The organism is Microbacterium sp. (assembly GCF_046295495.1).
Lineage (GTDB): Bacteria > Actinomycetota > Actinomycetes > Actinomycetales > Microbacteriaceae > Microbacterium.
In genome coordinates this window covers 1-20,583 of sequence record NZ_JBKBNC010000006.1, presented here as the reverse complement: position 1 = coordinate 20,583, position 20,583 = coordinate 1, and the positions used below count along the sequence as shown (strand labels likewise).

At 70.6% G+C, this 20,583-nt stretch carries 10 protein-coding genes and 1 pseudogene; all 11 read left to right on the top strand.

The genetic code is table 11. From position 1 onward, the window contains the following. Positions 1–771: a DUF2993 domain-containing protein gene (locus ACK4LS_RS03850; RefSeq protein WP_409713416.1), complete on the top strand. Its 771-nt coding sequence runs from the start codon at positions 1–3 to the stop codon at positions 769–771. Between the two features lie 287 nt (positions 772–1,058). Continuing rightward, positions 1,059–3,356, top strand: coding sequence for a M60 family metallopeptidase (locus ACK4LS_RS03845; protein WP_409713413.1), 2,298 nt, complete (start codon positions 1,059–1,061; stop codon positions 3,354–3,356). Between the two features lie 728 nt (positions 3,357–4,084). Beyond that, positions 4,085–7,984 carry an RCC1 domain-containing protein gene (locus ACK4LS_RS03840; protein ID WP_409713410.1) on the top strand — a complete coding sequence of 1,300 codons (3,900 nt, stop codon included), beginning with the start codon at positions 4,085–4,087 and terminating at the stop codon, positions 7,982–7,984. Between the two features lie 222 nt (positions 7,985–8,206). Then, positions 8,207–12,430: a hypothetical protein gene (locus ACK4LS_RS03835; RefSeq protein ID WP_409713407.1), complete on the top strand. Its 4,224-nt coding sequence runs from the start codon at positions 8,207–8,209 to the stop codon at positions 12,428–12,430. Positions 12,431–12,748: 318 nt separating this feature from the next. Then, entirely contained in the window at positions 12,749–13,849 is a 1,101-nt protein-coding gene (locus tag ACK4LS_RS03830) for a hypothetical protein (RefSeq protein WP_409713404.1), read from the top strand. 207 nt (positions 13,850–14,056) lie between these two features. Next, on the top strand, positions 14,057–15,151 hold the full coding sequence (locus ACK4LS_RS03825) for a MauE/DoxX family redox-associated membrane protein (RefSeq protein ID WP_409713401.1): 1,095 nt from the start codon (positions 14,057–14,059) through the stop codon (positions 15,149–15,151). A gap of 87 nt (positions 15,152–15,238) precedes the next feature. After that, positions 15,239–16,690: a diaminopimelate decarboxylase gene (gene lysA / locus ACK4LS_RS03820; protein ID WP_409713398.1), complete on the top strand. Its 1,452-nt coding sequence runs from the start codon at positions 15,239–15,241 to the stop codon at positions 16,688–16,690. After that, complete coding sequence (locus ACK4LS_RS03815; protein WP_409713395.1) at positions 16,687–18,012, top strand: homoserine dehydrogenase; 1,326 nt, start codon at positions 16,687–16,689, stop codon at positions 18,010–18,012. Before lysA ends, ACK4LS_RS03815 begins: the two co-directional genes overlap by 4 nt. A gap of 2 nt (positions 18,013–18,014) precedes the next feature. Beyond that, positions 18,015–19,097: a threonine synthase gene (gene thrC, locus ACK4LS_RS03810; RefSeq protein ID WP_409713392.1), complete on the top strand. Its 1,083-nt coding sequence runs from the start codon at positions 18,015–18,017 to the stop codon at positions 19,095–19,097. Next, a complete protein-coding gene (gene thrB / locus ACK4LS_RS03805; RefSeq protein ID WP_409713390.1) occupies positions 19,094–20,026 on the top strand; it encodes a homoserine kinase in 933 nt (310 codons plus the stop codon). The genes thrC and thrB overlap by 4 nt, the downstream gene beginning before the upstream one ends. A 153-nt stretch (positions 20,027–20,179) precedes the next feature. Beyond that, positions 20,180–20,583: pseudogene (locus ACK4LS_RS03800) on the top strand (transcription termination factor Rho); the annotation flags it as partial.

The window sequence follows — 20,583 nt, the reverse complement described above, 5'->3', positions numbered from 1 at the left end:
ATGACGGATGCCGCCCGCCCCCGCCGACGCACCGGCCGCTGGATCGCCGTCCTCGTCGTGGTCGTCGTCCTGCTGGCGGGCGCGGTGGTGGCCGCCGAGTTCATCGCCCGCTCCGCGGTGACGAGCACGGTCCGCTCGCTCGTCGTCCAGAACGTCGGTCTCCCCGACGATCAAGACGTCGACGTCTCCGTCGCCGGTCTCGTGCTGCCCCAGCTGCTGACCGGCCGCCTCGACGATGTGACCGCATCGTCCGACGACGTCACCCTCGGCCCGCTGACGGGCGACGTGCGCGTCGAGCTGCACGGCGTCCCCGTCGCGGGCGATGCCGCCGCCGACCGGGGGACCGCCTCCGTGCGGCTCGACGAGCAGCAGCTGCGCGCACTCCTCACGCAGATCCCCGACTTCCCGTCCGGCACGGTGACCCTGGCGGCGCCCGACCTCGCCTTCACCACCGAGCTGTCGCTGTTCGGCATCACCATCCCAGTCGGTGCGTCGGTGACCCCCGGAGCGTCCGACGGCGATCTGACCCTGACCCCCAGCGCTTTCCAGCTCGGCGGCAACGCGGTGGATGCCGACACCCTGCGCGGGCAGCTCGGCGGTGTCGCCGACACCGTGCTCGACACCCGGAGCCTGTGCATCGCCGACCGCCTTCCCGCCGCCCTCACGCTGACGTCCGCCACCATCCAGGGGCAGAGCCTCGTCGCCGCCTTCGACATCGACGGCGGAGTGCTCGTCGACCCCGCCCTGCAGGCCGACGGCTCCTGCGGCTGACCACAGTCGCCCGGCACCGGCCGTCCGCCGGGGGCGAGTCGGCTGCGTCGCGCGGCCGGTCGGCGCGCGCGGCCGCGTCGTGCGGTGTCCTCCTCACCCCGGGCGTCACCCCACGCGTCATGTGGCTCAGCTCCGCCCGCCGCGCGCAGGGCTTCGTGTGTGGCCTCGGCCTTCGACTACGGTTCCGCTGAGCCGAGCTGCGGCGGGCGTCCCGCGGGGGAGGTCTCAGACCTCCCGGAGCGCGACGCCGCAGTCGAGGCCCAGCGGGACCCGACGAACGGACGCACATGACCACATCACCCCTGCTCCCTCGACGAGGCGTGGTGACGGCGGCTCTCTGGGCGGCCCCGGCCATCACCCTCGTCACAACGACCCCCGCCGTCGCGGCCAGCACCTCGCCGACGGTGTCGATGACCCTGTGGCGCTCGTCCCTGCTTTCCGGCGAGGTCTCCGCGCTCGATGTGACCGTCCGCGACGAGCGGGGCACCCCCCTCGCGGGTGTTCCCGTGGCCCTGACGGTCAGCGGGGCTCGGGCTTTCCTCGACCGAGCGACGGGAGTCACCGACGAGTCCGGGAGCTTCTCGACGCTCCTGCGCGTGCGCGACCTCGAGGCTGCCGGCGACGGCCTGGTCACGGCATCCGTCGCCGGTTCGTCCGCCGGTGCGACGTTCACCGTCCGTACCGAGGCGGTCATCGCGCACGACGACGGCGGACGCCGCACCCACGTCGTGGCTCTGCCCCATGGGAGCCAGAACGAGTCGGCCGCGGCGGAGAACCGGGGGATGCCGCACAGCGACCTGCAGCCGACCGGTCGCCACGTCCGGTCCGGTGAGGTCCTCACCGTCGAGGTCGACGGGGCCCCGTCCTGGTGGCTCGAGCTGAGCATCGGCACGTGCGGGCCGTTCGAGGCGCTCGACACCGACGGCAGCGAAGGGATGGCGAGGATCGTGCTGAAGGGCGGGACCAACACGATCACGGCCGACCGCAGCGGCATCGTGTTCGTCACCAATCGCAGTGAGTGGTCATCCGTGCCGCTCGTGATCAGCGGCGGCCATCCGCACCCCGTCTGGGTGAAGGGAGCGTCGACGAAGAGTGATTTCGACGCGCAGATGCGTGCTTTCGCCGATGCCCCGATCGTGACGCACGTGGCCGATCGCGTGTTCGCCGACATCCAGAGGTCCGTCATCGACGAGGCCGACGTGGCCGCGGTCTACGACCCGGAGCTCGTCACCGCACGCCTCGATCTCGCGCGCGAGCACACCGACGCGATCTACGGGCTCAGCTACGACGCGGTGGGAACCGCCCGGAAGCACGGCGGACGCGTCTACGTCGCCGGGCCCGACTCCGGCGAGGCCTATGCTTTCGCGACCACCCAGTGGCTCTCCTTCCACGTCAGTTCGGGTGCCAGCCGTGCCCTGGCGAGGAGCGCCGACTGGTGGACCATCTGGCACGAGATGGGTCACACCTACCAGACGCCGCAGTACACCTGGACGGGCCTGGGGGAAGTGACGGTCAACATCTCGTCCCTCGCGGCGGAGAAGCGCACCACCGGGGGCAACATGCTCGACGATTCCCCCGGTCTGCAGCAGAGGATCTCGAGGTACTTCGCGCAGCCGCTGGACCGGCGACGTTTCGAAGACCTCACGGATGAGAGCCCGTTCTATCCGCTGTTCCTGTTCGACCAGTTGCGCCGTTCGTTCGGCGAGGACTTCTTCGCGGCCCTCAGCCAGGAGTACCGCGTTCGGCAGGCCCTCGGTGCGGCGTCTCCGACAACGGACCGCCAGAAGATCGACGACTTCGCGCTCGTGGCCTCCGAGGTGGCCGACCGCGATCTCGGGCCGTTCCTCCGCGAATGGGGTGTTCCGGTCTCACCGGAGGTGCTGGTAGAGATCTCCCGGCATCCTCCTCTGCAGCATCCGCTCTGGACAGCCCTCACGACCGCCGACGCCCCGGTCGAACGGCTCGTCCCGTACAACCCTCCGACGGGTGCGATGTGGTCGTCGGTGGATGCCGTCTATCTGGGCGACACCGAAGCCAGCGGCGTCGAGGTCAGCGACGCCGTCAGCGTCCGCGGTTCCCGGAGCAGGGTCGTCGCCCGCGGCGCCGTCGCGTCGACGATGGGTGCGGGTCGGGGGCGGGTATACGCCGTTCTGGAGTCCGAGGAGGGCACCCGTGAGGTGCTCCACAGATCCGTGTCGGTCTCGGCGGTGTCGGCCCTGGAGTTCGTCGGCTTTTACGACGTGATGATCGGTTCGATCGGGGTGAGTGCCGACGGCGGCCATCTCGTCGCGACCTCGACCGGCGACCAGGCGCACCAGATCTACTTCGCCGGTCAGGTGTACTACCGGATCGAACTCCGGGATGCCGTCGGCGCGACGCGCGCGACGGTGTCGGTCAACGGTGAGGACACCGCGCAGAGGGTCGTCGATGCCTTCCACGGCGCGCCGTGCGCGGAGGGGGATGAACTCATCGTCCGTGCCGCGGAACCGACTCGAGTGCGCATCTATCAGGACAGTGCGCGCGTGGGGACGCTGACGGCCGACACGACGATCGTGCGGATCCGAGAGGGACGCTTCGTCCTCTAGGCCGCACGTCCCCGACCGGTCGCTGCGAGGGCGACGCACGATTCGCGCGGGGATGAGCGGTCTGATGAATGCATGGGCACCGACCGCAGGCATACGTGCGCTTCCCGCGGAACCGGCCGTCGCGGTGGTGTCTACTCGCGAGCACGAGCCCCTGTCCGCGCCTGGACGGGGGGCCGGACTGTTCCCGATGCCTGGAGTGCATATGTCTGCGACGCCTGTCCTGCCCACCACCGTTTCCCCGCCCGATCCCGCGACGGGTCCTTCGCGCCGCACCGTGGTCGGTGCGGGCCTGTGGAGTGCGCCGGTCCTCGAGATGGCCTCGTCGGCGCCGGCCTTCGCCGCGGCGTCCAACCAGCAGGCTATTGCCCTGTCGATTCCCGGATCCGCCGTTCCTGCCGTGGGCTCGGTTCCCGTGACGACGACGGTGCGCGACGCACACGGTGCGCCGATCGCGGGCGCGCCGGTGTCGTTGGCCGGACCACAGGGATCGTCGTTCGGCAGCGCCGACGGCGTCACCGACGGCTCGGGGGTGTACAAGACCACCTTCGACCTGTCGAAGACCTGGGCGAGGCCCGGGTCGAGCATCTCGATCAGTGCTGTCTCGGGGGATCAGTCGGTCGCTCAGCCGCTGACGGTGCTGGGCGCGAACATCCTCGGCTGCGGAGTGAACCAGTGGGCGGAGTTGGGAGACGGAGTTGGGAGACGGCGGAGCGCTGTCGGATCGCTCCGTGCCGACCCCCGTGCAATTGCTGCGGGAGTTCCCTTCTCCCGTCTCACAGGTCGTGTCGACCGGCGCGAACCGGAACGGTTCGTGGTCGCAGACGACGGCGGTGCTGCTCGCCGACGGAACCGTGTGGACGATCGGTGGCAACGGCGCGGGTCAGATCGGCGACGGAACCACGACATCGCGATCGACATGGACGAAAGTCCCGGGCCTGTCCGGCGTGAAACAGCTCGCGGCGGGGCTCGTGCACTTCTACGCGTTGCTGACCGACAAGACCGTCGTGGGGTGGGGGCAGAACCAGAACAAGGAGATGGGTTCGACGCCCTCGACGGACTTCGTCGCAACGCCGGTGCGCATCGCCGGCCTGGCGAACGTCGCGCAGATCTCCGCCGGGACGTTCCAGGGGTACGCCCTGCTCGAAGACGGTACGGTCCGGTCCTGGGGCCGCAACACCTTCGGGGCGGCGCTGGGCAACGGTCCCGGAGCCGATACGGGCGTGGGGACGCCGGTGGTCGTGTCGAACCTTTCGGGCGTGACACAGATCGCGGGCGGGCACCAGTGCTGCTACGCGTTGAAGACCGACGGGACGGTGTGGGGGTGGGGCGGCGCGGACGACGGACGTCTGGGTGACGCAGCGACACCGCAGCCGTGGACGGCGACGCCGGCCCCGGCGCACGCGACGCCGGTGCGAGTGCAGGGCTTGTCGGGTGTGACGGTGTCCCAGCTGGTGGGCACCCGTTCGGGCGGGATCGTCCTGCTCTCCAACGGCACCGTTCGTGCGTGGGGTGGCAACGCGTCGGGGTCGCTGGGTGATGGGACGACGGTGACGAAGTCGACGGCGGTTCAAGTGTCGGGCTTGACCGGCGTCTCGCGTATCGCCGGCAGCGCGGAATCCGGCTACGCGATCCTGGCGGACGGCACCGTGAAGGCCTGGGGTGGCAACGCGGAGGGCCAGCTGGGCGACGGAACCACCACGGATCGATCCACCCCCGTGACCATGACGGGCCTGGCCGGGCTCAGCGCGACCGACTTCATGCAGCACGCATTCTCCCCACGACGGATGTTCGTCCTGACCGGCGAGTCGACGCTCTCTCTCAATGTGGTCGAGACACAGGTGGCGGCGGGAGGCCCGGGAACGGTGGTCGCGCGAGTCGCTGCGGGATCGAAGGGCATCGCCGGGGCGGCGGTTTCTTTCGCGGCGACCTCGAATGCCACGCTGGGCGTCACGGCCGGACAGACGAACTCGACAGGCGACCTCCGCACCACGGTCACGACCGACCCGTGGACCACCCCCGGAACGGTGGTCCGGGTGGATGCCGCTACCGACACGAACGCGGCCTCGGACTCGTTCACGGTCTTGGGTGCCAACGTGATGGGGGTCGGGGCCAACCATTTCCTCGAGCTCGGTGACAGCTCGAGCATCGGCGAGCGGGCGGTGACGGCGCCGGTGCAGCTGCTGCGTCAGTTCCCGTCCCCGGTGGTCCAGATCTCGGCCGGTGGGTGGGCTTCGGGGAAGAACAACGCCCGGGGCACGTTCGCGCTGCTCAAGGACGGCACCGTCTGGGCCATCGGCGGCATCACGGGCGACGGCACGTACACCATCGCGGATCACTGGATCCAGGTTCCCGGGGTCTCCGACGTCGTCCAGATCGCCGCGGGCAATGTCACCACCTACGCGCTGCGTCGGGATGGGACGGTCTTGGCGTGGGGAGACAACACGTATGGACAGATCGGGGATGGGAGCACCACGTTCGCTCTGTCCCCGGTCGTCGTTCCCGGACTCTCCCGTGTGACGCAGATCGCGTCCTCCTGGGCCACCGGCTACGCGCTCGCCGACGGCGCCGTCTTCGCCTGGGGAGCAGGCAACAGCGGAGAGCGCGGCGACGGTTCGACCACGTTGAACGGGACCTCTCCGTCGAAGGTGGCCGGTCTCGGTGCCGGTGTGGCGCGGATCGCGGCCGGAGGGGGTGGCGGCTTCGCCGTCCTCGCAGACGGGTCCGTCAAAGGATGGGGGCAGAACGCTCACGGTCAGGTGGGCGATGGCACGACCACCGCTCGATCGACTCCGGTCACCGTCTCCGGGCTGGCGGGGGTGAGCGTCGCCGAGGTCGTCGGCGGCGAACATGTGACGTTCGCGCGCTTGTCCGATGGGCGGATGATGACGTGGGGTGCGACGGATCTGACCCAGAACGGCTCTCCCGCTCAGTCCACTCTTCAGACCTCCGCCGTCGTGGTCGCCAATGTGCAGAACGTGTCCGCGATCTCCGCGGGGTTCAGGACGGTATGGGTTCTGCGAAGCGATGGGACCGTGCTGACGTGGGGCAACAACGAATCGGGCCAGCTGGGTGACGGGACGACGACCAGCCGAAGCCAGCCGGGCGCCGTGGCCGCGCTCCAGGGAGTGTTCGTCTCGGGTCTGACGAGCTCATCGTCCGGCGCCGGGCGCGGATATTTCCTGATCGGGGACACGAACGTCTCGGTCGACGTCGCCGACAAGCAGATCTCCGCCGGGCAGGGTTCGAGCCCCGTCACGGCGAAGGTCGCCTCCGGATCGAAGGGCATCGCGAACGTCGCGGTGTCGCTGTCGGTGACATCGGGGGCGACCCTGGGGGCCGCCTCGGGGCAGACCGGCTCGGATGGGAAGTTCCTGACGAGCGTCTCCGTGGGCGATCTCTGGACGAGACCCGGCAGCGTGATGCGAGTGACCGCGTCGAGTGGTCCGAGCACCGGGTCGACGACGTTCACCGTTCTGGGATCGAACGCACTCGGCTTCGGATACAACTCCTGGAACGAGATGGGTGACGGCGGAACACCCGGTGGCGACAACCAGGGGACGGGGGCGCTGCGCACTTCTCCCTCGCAGTTTCTGCGCGTCTTCCCGTCTCCCGTGACGCAGGTCGTCTCGTGCGGTGCGGAGGATGCCGGGGGATCGTCCCAGACGACGATCGTTCTGTTGAAAGACGGCACGGTGTGGTCGGTCGGGGGCAATGGGTTCGGCCAACTGGGTACCGCAGGGAGCTCCCGGAGCAGTTGGGCCAGGATCACGAGTCTGTCCGGTGTGGTGCAGATCTCCGCAGGTGCTGCGGCGGTGTACGCGCTTCTCGCGGACGGGACGGTGAGAGCGTGGGGAGACAACTCGTTCGGCCAGCTCGGTGCCGCGGCGTCCGGCACGATGTCCGCGACGCCCGTGACGGTTCCCGGCCTCTCCAACGTCACGCAACTCGCCGCGGGCACGCAGACGGTGTTCGCGCTGCGCGATGACGGGACGGTGAGCGCCTGGGGCCGGAACGACGCGGGGAACCTCGGCAGCGGCTCGACCTCGGGGGCCCGAGCCCAGGTGGCCACCGTGACGAACGTGTCGGGCGCCGTCCAGATCGAAGGCGGGGCCGGTTCGGGCTTCGCCGTGATGAGCGACGGGTCCGTCATGGCCTGGGGATTCAACGGATCGGGGCGGTTGGGCATCGGCAACACCGTGAACCAGCCGACGCCGGTGAAGGTCGCGAGCCTGGCCGGCGTGACCCAGGTGGCGGCAGCCGCGGGCTCGGCCTACGCCCTGCTGTCGGACGGATCCGTCCGGGCCTGGGGACTGAACACCGCGGGCCAGCTCGGCAATGGTTCGACCACGAGCAGCCCGACGCCCGTCGCTGTATCGAACCTGACCGGCGGGGTCGCGAAGATCGCCGCGAGTGGGATGTCGGCCTATGTGCTGCGGACGGATCATTCCCTCAACGCCTGGGGCGACAACCGCTACGGGCAGCTCGGCGTGGGGAACACTTCCAATGCGCTCACGCCGGTGACGGTCGGTGTCCGTGCGAACGGGACGCGCGCCTGGGAGCCGCGGACGGCCGTGGGCCTGATGCAGCATTCCTGCGCCTCCAGCCGGATGTACATCATCACGGAGTAGCGACGCGTCGAGACCCGGTGGCCCGCCGTCGGCACGGCGGGCCTCCGGGCCGAGGCACCTGCGCCACGCATGCCGACGAGTGATTTTTCGAGAGAGGCGGGGTGGATCTTCGTGCGACGCGCCGTTCCCGAAGAGAGCACGACGTCACCATCGCAGTGCACCCCACATCGGATCGGACCGATGTGCTCTCGCTGTCTGCAGAAAATCAAGGAGTACGCCATCATGGCCGACGCATCGACGACCGTCCCTGAAACCGCAACCGGTCCTTCTCGCCGTTCCGTCCTCGGCGCGGGTGTCGTCGCCGTCCCCGTCGTCTCGATGATGACGTCCCTGCCGGCGCATGCCGCGGCGTCCAATCAGGAGACGGTGACGGTCTCCACCGGCTCCGGTTTCGTCCCCGCGGCCGGCTCGGTCGCGGTGACCGCGACCGTGACATCGCCGACGGGCTCCTCCATCGCCGGCCGGCCGGTGTCGTTCCTCGGCCCCTCCGGCTCGTCCTTCGCCGACGACGACGGCGTCACCAACGGCTCCGGCTCGTTCTCGACCACGTTCACCTACGGCAAGCCGTGGGCGACGCCCGGGTCGACGGCCGTCGTGTCGGCGGTGTCGGGCTCCTCCAGCGGCTCCGGGTCGTTCACCGTCCTGGGGGCGAACGCCTATCGGGTCGGCAGCGGCGGGGGGCGCCCGACGGTGTCGGGACCCACCCAGGAAGACACCGTCTTCCCCTCTCCCATCGTCGCCTTCAGCATGGGCATGGACAACGCGGCAGCCCTTCTCGCAGACGGAACCGTCTGGACCACCGGTGCGAACACCGCGCAACTGGGCGATGGCTCGAGCACGGGGCGTTCGACGTGGGCCAAGGTCCCGACGCTGTCGGGGGTCACGAGCATCTGCGTGAGCAACTACCACTGCGCTGCAGTCACATCGAACGGCGATGTGTACACGTGGGGTGGGAACAGTGGTGGCGAGCTCGGTCTCGGACACACCACCACCATGACGGTGCCGACCAAGGTCACGGGCCTGACCGGGGCGAAGCAGGTCACGACGGGCCGCCTGGTGACCTTCGTCCTGAAGAAGGACGGCACGGTCTGGTCGACCGGCGCGAACACCAACTTCCAGCTCGGTTCCACGGGCGCGGACCGTTCGACCTTCGCACAGATCAGTGGGCTCGGCTCCGTCACCCAGGTCTCCGGTGGATTCCTTCTGGGCGGTCTCGCGCTCAAGTCCGACGGGACGGTCTGGGCCTGGGGGAGCAACGGTCAGGGGCAGCTCTGCGATGGCACCACCACGAACAGCGCCACGCCCAAGCAGATCCCCGGGCTGACGAACGTCAAGAAGGTGCAGGGCAGTTCCGGGAGCGGGTACGGCGCCTCCAGTGGCTTCGCCCTGAAGACCGACAACACCCTGTGGGCGTGGGGCTACAACGGCCAAGGCCAGCTCGGCGATGGCACCAAGGTCAACCGATCGACCCCCTACAAGTTCGGTGACAATTTCGCCGACGTCGCAGCGAGCACTCAGGCGACCTACGCCCTGAAGACGGATGGCGTGACGCTGTCCGCCACCGGGCGCACCAAGATCGATGCGGTCGGCGACGTCACCACACCCGGGACCATCACCCTTCCCCGCCCCGTGGTCGCCATGAGCGAGCAGACGTTCGCCGCCTACGACCACCAACGAGCCTTCCTCATCACGGCGGACGCACGCGTGTCCGTCGACGTGGTCGAGGCGCAGGTGGCGGCGGGGGTCGCCGGCACGGTCAAGGCCAAGGTGGCGGCGGGTGCGGCGGGGGTCGGGGGAGCGGCTGTCGCGCTGTCGGCGACATCGAACGCGGTGCTGGGGGCGGCGTCCGGGCTGACGGACTCCTCTGGAGCGTTCCAGACGACGGTGACCGCTGACACCTGGACGATGCCGGGCACCGTCGTCCGTGTGACGGCGAGCAGCGATGCGAACGATGCGTCCGATTCGTTCACGGTGTGGGGAGCGAATGCCGTGGGCTTCGGAGACAACCTGCACGGTCAGTTCGGTGACGACACCGCGCGACCGACTGCCGCGCAGTTGCCGCGGGTGTTCCCCGCCCCGGTGAAGCACGGGGTGATCAGCGAGCACGGCAGCGCGGGGGTGCTGCTCACGGATGGGACCGTGTGGACCGCCGGCAACGGGGCGGACGGCACACTCGGCGACGGCATCACGAACGCCGGTCACGGGCGTCGGACGTGGGCGAAGGTGGCGGGGCTTCCGACCGTCGTCCAGCTGGCGACCTCGTGGGGAGCGATGTACGCTCTGACCTCCACCGGATCGGTCTATGCGTGGGGCACGAATTTCAACGGCCAACTGGGGTACGTCGGTTCTCCCAACGGCTCTCCGCAGCTGCTGCCCGGTATCTCCGACGCCCGTCAGATCGCGTGCAGCGGCTCTGCGGTGCACGCGGTGACCTCGACCGGATCGGTCGTCAGCCTCGGGGAGAACAAGTACGGGCAGTTCGGCGTGGGCAACCTGAATCACAGCGCGAGCCCCGTCGTCATGCCGGGTGTCTCCGGTGCCGTTCAGGTCGCAGCAAGCGATGGGGCGGTCTACGTCCTCCGGTCCGATGGCACGGTCGTGTCGACCGGGAGAGGGAGTTCGGGGGACGCTGCCCAAGGTGTGGGCGCGAACACGTTGACACCGAAGGTGATCACGGGTCTGTCCGGCGTGAAGGCCGTGGCGTCGTTCAATCAGGGTGGGTACGCCCTGATGAACGACGGCACCGTTCGCGGGTGGGGTCTGAACGACAGCGGTGCGGTCGGCAACGGAACGACCAGCGCGGGCGTCGGGTCGCCGGTGACGGTAACGGGGGTGTCCAACGCGGTGCAGATCGCCGGTAACTACTTCTCGGGCTATGCCCTGCTCGCCGACGGTTCGCTGAAGGCTTGGGGCCGAAACGCGTCGGGTGAACTCGGCGATGGCACGACGACGAACCGTCCGACGCCGATCACGGTGAACGCCGGTTCGAGGCCGGTCGTCGCTCTCCCCGGTCACGGGGTCGGCGGCTTGACGACGTTCTTGACGACCGGGGACGTCCTGCTGGCCGTCGACGTCACCGCCTCACCGGTGACCGCCGGTTCCACCGCGGTGGTCAAGACGAAGGCCTCGGCCGGAACCGTGGGTGTGCCGGGGACGACGATCTCCCTGTCGGCGACGCCGGGGGTCACGCTCGGCGCCACGACGGGGCAGACCGACTCGAGCGGCACTTTCCAGACGACGGCGACGCCCGACGCGTGGACCACTCCCGGATCGGTGGCTCGCGTCACCGCGGCGAGCGGCCCGAGCACGGGGACCGGCACCTTCTCGGTGCTGGGGGCGAACCTCGCCGGGGCTGGCGTGGTCTTCACCGGGGGTCTTGCCCCGATGGCTCAAGCTCCGCGCGTCTTCCCGTCCCCTGTCGTGCAGATCGCCTCCGCCTGCGGCGACAGCTCGGGCGACACATGGTGGATCGCGTTGCTCAAAGACGGATCCGTCTGGACGAGCGGCCTCGACGACTCCTTCGGCCATCTGGCCGGAGGCGGTCCCGGCGATGGGTCGGCGAAGTGGGCGAAGGTTCCGTCGCTGTCGGGCGTGACGCAGGTCGCCGCCATGTACGCCTCGGGGTTCGCCCTCCTGTCGTCCGGGAAGGTCATGGCGTGGGGCGCGAACTGGCGCGGTCAGCTCGGTATCGGTTCGACGAACGTCCCCAGTGCTCCTGTGCAGATCGCGGGGCTGTCGGGCGTCACGCAGATCGCCGTCGGCGATCGCACCGGATACGCCCTGCTATCGGACGGTTCGGTCAAAGCCTGGGGGCAGAACAACGGCGGCGAGACCGGCAGCGGAAGCTCCACCGATCCGCAACTCAACCCGGTCACGGTGACCGGTCTGTCGAACGTCACGCAGATCGCCGCGACCGGGCACACCGGCCTGGCGCTTCTGTCGGACGGGACCGTGAAATCGTGGGGTTACAACAGCCCCACTCCTGCGTCGGGCGATTCCGGATCCGGATTGGTGGGCGACGGAACCTCGGTCAATCGGACGACCCCCGTCTCGGTGACGGGCCTCTCCGGTGTCACGCAGATCGCCGGTGGGGGGTACGCGGCCTACGCCCTGCTCTCCGACAAGACGGTTAAGGCATGGGGGACGAACGGGGCCGGCTCGATCGGCGACGGCACGACGACCGACCGGACGACGCCGGTGACCGTGTCGGGGCTCAGCAACGTCGTCCAGGTGTCGGGCGTGCAGTCCAACGGATACGCGCTGCTGGCCGACGGGTCGGTCAAGGGCTGGGGCGACAACAGCTGGGGCCAGCTGTGTGATGGCACCATCACGAACCGACCGGCCCCGGTGACGGTACAGCTGCCGCAGGGACGGCGGGTCGCGAAACTGCCGTCCGCGAGTCCCCGGGGGAAGTGGAGTTCGTTCTTCCTCCTCGAACGGGCCTGATCCCATCCGGGCACGACACGACGCGAAGGTGCCCCGGAGCGCCATCCTGTTCCGCACTTCTCCGCGGCGGTCGTGTCGACGCATCCCGCCCCGAGCCTGTCCCCTCCGGGGGAAGGCTCGGGGCGGGCACGTCGAGACCCGCACCGGCGAAGTACGCGAAGACCGGTCCGGGGGTGCGGCGTCCGCCCACGCGTGGCATCCATTTCGCTCGCGGGGGCGCCCGCCGCGGGCTCCGGTCATGCCGCACGTCGGAGCAGGACGCGACGAGCCGGACCGCTCGCTCGGTGACGGACCAGCAGACGAAGGAGAGCACTCGGAATGCGCGACGTCATCGTCGAGGCCATCGGCACGCGCATCGCGATCGATGTGACAGGTCTGCCCCCGGGGGATCGAGAAACCGTCGGGGCGTTGTGGGCCGACGCGGCGCCACCGGTGCCGCACACCGATGCGTTGCCGGCATCGGTGGTCCGTTTGGGGGGCGCCTTCGAGTTCTCGTCCGCCCTGGCGGACCTCTCCACCCGGGTGACGGTGGCGGCCCTCGGCGCTCGTCGGGGCGAGGTGTGGATGCTGCACGCGGGCGGTGTCGCCGATGAGGCGGGGCGGGTCGCGGTGCTGATCGGCCCGTCGGGCGCAGGGAAGACGACGGCGGTGACCGCTCTCGGGGCCCACCTCGGGTATGTCTCGGACGAGAGCATCGGCGTCGAGAACTCGGGACGCGTCCTCGCGTACCGCAAGCCGTTGTCGGTCGTGCGGGCGGGGGAGTCGTGGAAGGAGCAGATCCCCCCGTCGGCTCTCGGGCTCCTGCCCCTGCCCGAGGGCCCGCTGGTCCTGGCCGCGCTGATCCTGCTGGACCGCCGGCGAGACCCTTCCTCGGGATCGCGGGAGCCCGTGCTCACCCCGGTGGCCGAGGGGGAGGCCATCGCCATGATGGCCGAGCAGTCCAGCTACCTCACCATGATGCCCCGGCCGCTGCAGACGATCCGCTCCCATCTGCGGCGTCTCGGCGGCGTCCACCGACTCGCATACGACGACGCGAGTCAGCTGCCCGCGGTGGTGAGAGGGCTCCTCGCAGCGGACCGCGGTGCGTCCGGGATCGCCGTCGAGGGCGACGTCGACGCCACCGGGCTCTTCGAGGAGGTGACGGCATCCCTCGACATTGGACGGTCGGATCACGCCGTCTACTCACGCGTGCCCTTCCTGGACGAGGCGACGGTCGCGGGCGCTCAGGTCGTCATCCTTCGCGAGGGCGATGACGGCCCGGCGCAGGTGACGGTGCTCACCCCTCTCGCGGGGGCGGTCTGGCATGCCCTCGTTCGTCCCCGCGCGGTCCACGACGCGGCTCTCCGACGCGTGGCCGACGAGCTCGTCGAGCACGGTCTGCTCCGGCGAGCGGCTGACCTTGCGACCCCGCCGGGGTGAGGGCGGGGACGACCGTCTCCACCGGGAGCTCGGAGCGCCTCCGATGTTCCCGGAGATGTCCTCCGTCAGGCGCCGGTGCACGACGCGGCGCCGTGGCGACGCGGGGCCTCGTGAAGCGGGAAAAGGCGGCATCCGGGCTCGACCTCACCCGGGCGACGGCGGGAGGCAAGCCCTCTCTGGCCAAGACACCATCCGCACACTGTGCGTATGAACGTCTTGGTCCCGGGGCTCACCACCGTCATGGCTCTCGTGCTGGGGCTCAGCGGAGTGAGCAAATTGGGCGCTCTCCATCATTCCCAGCAGACCGTTCGCGCCCTGAGGCTCGACGTCGATCTCGTGCGGCCTCGAGCGTTGGTGGCGGCCATCGCCGTTCTGGAATGCCTGCTCGCGGGAGCTCTCGCGACGTCGGCGGGTGCGCTGCGCATCGCGGTGGCTCTGGCCTGCCTCGGCACGACGTCGATCTTCCTTCTCGTGGCCGTTCGCGCAGCGAAGCTCGGATCGTCCGAGGAGTGCGGGTGTTTCGGTGCCGTTCTCCCCATGCGGGTGGGAGGGGCGCTCATCCGCCGGGCGATCGTGCTGACCGGCGTCGCTGCCACGCTGGTCGCCGTCTCCGCGAGCCCCGAGGGGGTGGTCGTACGCTCCGTCGCGGCGGGGCTCGGCGAAGCGTTCCCGGCCGTCGTCCTGGCGACGGTGGCTCTCGGGTGCGGCATGGTTCTCGCGGCGGGTGGATGGCGCGCCGCGCAGGAGGAGCGCGCGTCGCCGAGCGTCGGCGCCGTCGACTCGGGCGGCGCCGTGATCGTCGCAGAGGACGGCGAGGTCGTGGACCCCGTGCAGCGGGCACTGCGCGGCCGGGCGCAATTGCTGGTCTTCGTGCGCCCGGGGTGCCCCTCGTGCGAGGACGTCTCCGCCGTTCTGCGGGAGACCCCGCTGCGTTCCGCCGAGCCCCGGATCATCCGCACCGTGGGCGACGGGGGCCATCTCGCTCTCGGACGCACCGACAGGCCCGCGGTCGAGGCGGTCAGGGAACACGTCGATCCCGCGGGCCGGGTGGCCGATCACCTGCGAGCGCCTGGACCCCGGCCGTGCGCCGTGCTGGTGACGACGGCGGGCCGAGTGCTGGAGCCGAAGGCCGAGGGACGCGACCAGGTGCTCCGTCTCATCGACGCCATCGCCGTCGCCGAGGGGCTCGCACGCGACGATCGCGGCGGCGTCGGGGCCGGTGGGGCCGGGGCGGGTGTCCACGATGAGGATGTGGACGGAGGGGCGCGGGAAGGGAGCGGCATACGCCGTGCTCTAGACTGATCAGACTGCCCGCCGCGTGACTCTCCGCGGGGGTGGGAGCCGTGATCCGCGGCCGTCGCGTCGCCACAAAACCCGATTGGTCCCCCTGTGTCCGCCTCGCACTCCGCGCTCGTTCCCGAGTGGCTCACCGCTCCCGCCGAAGCGAACGAGCTCGTCCCCGCGGTGTGGCCCACCTCGGCTCGCCGCGCAGACGACGGTTCCGTCGACATCGGAGGCGTCTCCGTCTTCGACCTGCGCTCGCGCTACGGGACCCCGCTCTACGTCCTCGATGAGGACGAGGTGCGCGCTCACGCGCGTCGGGCGCGCAGCGCTTTCGAGGCCGCGGCCGCTCGCCATGGCATCCGGGCCCGGGTCTACTACGCGGGCAAGGCGTTCCTGTCGACCGAGGTCGTGCGCTGGGTGACCGACGAGGGGCTCGCCGTCGACGTCTGCACCCGCGGTGAGCTCGAGGTCGCCCTCGCGGCGGGCGCCGAGCCCGCGCGTCTGGGGTTCCACGGCAACAACAAGAGCGTGTCCGAACTCGAGCGTGCGGTCGAGGTGGGCATCGGCTCGGTCGTCGTCGACAGCCCGATCGAGATCGAGCGACTGGCCGCGATCGCCGATCGCCACGGCGCGGTGCAGTCCGTGCTCGTCCGCGTACGCACGGGCGTGCACGCCGAGACCCACGCGTTCCTGGCGACCGCTCACGAGGATCAGAAGTTCGGCTTCTCCCTCGAGGGGGCGGCCGAGGCGGTCTCGCGCATCCGCGAGCTTCCCAGCCTGCGCTTCGTGGGGCTGCACGCGCACATCGGATCGCAGATCTTCGACTCCTCGGGCTTCCGCGAGTCGGCGGCCCGCCTGGTCGACCTGCACGCCGACCTGCTGTCCGGGGGAGAGATCCCGCTGATGAACGTGGGCGGCGGCTTCGGCATCTCGTACACCTCGGTGGACGACCCCCAGCCCATCGAAGAGATCGCCGACGGCATCCTGGACGCCATCGCCGACGAGTGCGCGGTGCGCGGCATCCCGATGCCCGACGTGGCCTGCGAGCCCGGACGTGTCATCGTGGGCCAGGCCGGGGTGACGCTGTACGAGGTCGGCACCGTGAAGACCGTGACCGCGGGCGACGACCTCGAGCGCACGTACGTGAGCGTCGACGGCGGGATGAGCGACAACGCCCGCCCGGCCCTCTATGGTGCCGACTTCTCCGCCCGCATCGTCTCGCGCACGAGCTCTGCGACTCCGGCGCTCTCGCGCGTCGTCGGTCATCACTGCGAGTCCGGCGACATCGTCGTGGATGCCGAATACCTCCCGGCCGACGTGACCCCCGGCGACCTCCTCGCCGTTCCCGCCACCGGCGCCTACTGCTTCTCGCTCGCGAGCAACTACAACTACACGCCCCGCCCGCCCGTGGTGGCGGTGCGCGCCGGCGAGGCCCGCGTGATCGTTCGCGGCGAGACCGTCGACGACCTTCTCGCGCGCGACGTCGGGGTCGCGGCATCCGTCGACTCGACCCTTTCCCGCGGTTCGTCCGCATCACCCCACGGAGACACCGAATGACCGACTACCGCACCCTGCGCGTCGCGCTCCTCGGCGCCGGCGCCGTCGGCTCGCAGGTCGCCGACCTGCTGCTCAAGCACGGCGACGAGCTCGCCGATCGCGCCGGAGCGAAGCTCGAGCTCGCCGGCATCGCCGTGCGCAACCTCGACGCGCCCCGCGACGCCGATCTGCCGCGCGAGCTCTTCACCACCGATGCCGAGACGCTCATCGTCGGTTCGGACATCGTGATCGAGCTGATGGGCGGCATCGAGCCCGCCCGCACGCAGGTGCTGCACGCCATCGCCTCGGGCGCCGACGTGGTCACGGCCAACAAGGCCCTGCTCGCCACGCACGGCTCGGAGGTGTTCGACGCCGCCGATCAGGTGGGCGCCGAGGTGTACTACGAGGCCGCCGCGGCCGGGGCCATCCCGATCATCCGACCGCTGCGCGACTCCCTCGCCGGCGACCGGGTGGTGCGCATCATGGGCATCGTCAACGGCACGACGAACTACATCCTCGACCGGATGGACACCGAGGGCGCCGACTTCGCCGACGTGCTGGCCGAGGCGCAGGCGCTCGGTTACGCCGAGGCCGATCCCACCGCCGACGTGGAGGGCTACGACGCCGCGCAGAAGGCCGCGATCCTCGCAAGCCTCGCGTTCCACACCACCGTGCCCCTGGATGCCGTCCACCGCGAGGGCATCACGACCGTCGACGCCGCGATGATGGAGTCCGCCCGGCACGCCGGGTACGTCATCAAGCTGCTCGCCGTGTGCGAGCGCCTCGCGGCCGAGGACGGCGGCACCGAGTCCATCTCGGTGCGCGTGTACCCGGCCCTGGTGGACCGCACCCACCCGCTCGCGAGCGTGCACGGCGCCAACAACGCCGTCTTCGTTCAGGCCGAGGCCGCGGGCGACCTCATGTTCTACGGCGCCGGCGCCGGCGGGGTGCAGACCGCGTCGGCCGTGCTGGGCGACGTCGTGTCGGCCGCCCGCCGCCACATCGCCGGGGGAGTGGGCGTGGGCGAGTCCACGCGCGCCAATCTTCCCGCGGTGCCGATCGGCCACGTCATCACCCGCTATCAGATCACGCTCGAGGTCGACGACCAGCCGGGCGTGCTGGCGACGGTCGCCGGCATCCTGAGCGAGGGGCGCGTGTCGATCGCGACCGTCGAGCAGACCGTCATCGAGGCGGACGAGAACACCCAGACCGGCGGTTCCGCCCGCCTGGTCATCGGAACACACAAGGCCCGCGAGCAGGACCTGAGCGAGACCGTCGAGCGTCTCGCCGCGAGCGGCGTCGTCGAGCGCGTGGTCTCCGTGCTGCGCGTGGAAGGGAACTGAACATGGCACACCTCTGGCGCGGAGTCCTCCGCGAATACGCCGACCGTCTGGGTGTCACCGACGCCTCCACCGTCGTCACCCTCGGCGAGGGCGGCACGCCCCTCATTCCGGCGCCCGCCCTGTCACGCCGCACCGGCGCCGACGTGTGGGTGAAGTTCGAGGGCATGAACCCGACCGGCTCCTTCAAGGACCGCGGAATGACCGTGGCCCTCTCGCGCGCGGTCGAGCACGGGGCCAAGGCTGTGATCTGCGCCTCGACCGGCAACACCTCCGCCTCGGCCGCCGCCTACGCGGCCCACGCCGGCATCACGGCCGCGGTGCTCGTGCCCGAGGGCAAGATCGCCATGGGCAAGCTCAGCCAGGCCGTGGCGCACAACGGTCGCCTCATCCAGATCCGCGGCAACTTCGACGACTGCCTCGAAATCGCGCGCGAGCTGGCCGATCACTACCCGGTGCACCTGGTCAACTCGGTCAACCCCGACCGCATCGAGGGACAGAAGACCGCGGCCTACGAGGTCGTCGAGCAGCTGGGCGACGCCCCCGACTTCCACTTCATCCCCGTCGGAAACGCCGGCAACTACACGGCCTACTCGCGCGGCTACCGCGAGGAGGCGGAGCGCGGCGTCTCGACGCGCGTGCCCCGCATGTTCGGTTTCCAGGCCGCGGGCTCCGCGCCGCTCGTGCGCGGCGAGGTCGTGAAGAACCCCGAGACCATCGCCAGCGCCATCCGCATCGGCAACCCCGCCTCGTGGGACCTCGCTCTCGAGGCGCGCGACGCCACCGACGGCTGGTTCGGCGCCATCGACGACCACGGCATCCTCGAGGCGCAGAAGATCCTCGCCGGCGAGGTGGGCGTGTTCGTCGAGCCCGCCTCGGCGATCAGCGTCGCCGGGCTCCTCGACCGCGCCGAGGCCGGGGTCGTCCCCGCCGGCGCCAAGGTCGTGCTGACCGTCACCGGCCACGGCCTCAAGGACCCGCAGTGGGCTCTGCGCAAGGCGGACGGCACCGACGTGCACCCGACGGTCGTCGACGCGACGACGTCGGAGGTGGCCTCCGTCCTCGACCTGCAGCCGGTGACCGCGTGAGCCCAGGCCCCGGTCGCCGGGTCGCCGTCCGCGTCCCCGCCACGAGTGCGAACCTCGGACCCGGCTTCGACACCCTCGGCCTGGCGCTCAGCGTCTACGACGAGCTGACCGTCGAGCAGCTCGACGGCGACCGCCTCGAGATCGAGGTCGAGGGCGAGGGGACGGCCGACGTCCCCCGCGACGCGTCGCACCTCGTCGTGCGGGCCATGGCGCACACCTACGCGTCGGTCGGCCGCACCCTTCCGGGGCTGCGGTTGACGGCGCACAACGTCATCCCGCACGGCCGTGGCATGGGGTCGTCGGGGGCGGCGGTGGTCGCCGGCATCCTGGCGGCTCGAGGTCTCCTGGAGGGCGAGGTCGCCTTCAACGACGTGGATCTGCTGCGTCTGGCCACCGAGATGGAGGGCCACCCCGACAACGTCGCGCCCGGGCTGTTCGGTGGCCTCACGATCGCGTGGATGGATGCCGAGGGCCCGCAGCACAAGCAGCTCATCGTGCACCGCGGCGTCTCGCCGCTGGTGCTGGTGCCCGGTTTCACCATGTCGACCGCGGTCGCGCGGAGCCTGCAGCCGCTCCAGGTGCCCCGCGAGGATGCCGTGTTCAACGTCTCGCGCTCGGCTCTGCTCATCGCGGCGATGACCCAGAGCCCCGAGCTGCTGATGGCGGCCACGGAAGACAAACTGCACCAGAACTACCGCGCCCAGGCGATGCCCGAGACGGACACCCTCGTGCGGGCGCTGCGCGCGGCGGGCTATGCGGCCGTCGTGTCGGGGGCAGGTCCCAGTGTGCTCGTCCTCGCCGACGGGCCGGGGCAGCGACTGGAGGCGGCGGATCTTATGGCATCCGTGGTCGACACCCCGTGGCAAGCGCTCATGCTCGCCGTCGACGTCAAGGGTGGTACAGTGAAAATCGCAGAGGGTTCCGCGTAACTTCGCGAATCTGAGCCTCTGCACCACCTGCGAAATCCGCAACACATCGCGAACCCGGTATCGGCTGCAGTCTCCCGAACCGCTGGTGTCTCTTCGTCTGCGTTCTGCACGGCGAAGCGCGATCTGATCACGTTTCATTTCTGAGGAGCACTCGTGGAGTCCATCTCCGAGACCCAGCCCGTCGACGCGCCCGAGGGCGCCGAGGTCGAAGAGCAGCCCACCGCTGCCGACCAGGGCACCGACACCGAGCAGGCCGACGCGCCCGTCGCCGACACCGAGGGCGCCGCCGCCCCGGATGCCGAGGAGCCCGCTGCCGCGGACGCCGCGCCGGAGGCGTTGTTCACCGACGACGCCCTCGCCGGCGCGCAGTCGGCGGTCGACGCGTCGTCTGTCGACGCACCCGCCGACGCTGCCGCGACCGAGGCGCCCGCCGAGGAGGCGCCCGCCGAGGCCGTCGCCGCGCCGGTCGAGAAGCCGGCGCGTGCCCCGCGAAAGCGTGCGCCGCGCCGCGCCAAGAGCCCCACCGCCGAGGAGAAGGCGGCCGCCGAGGCCGCCGC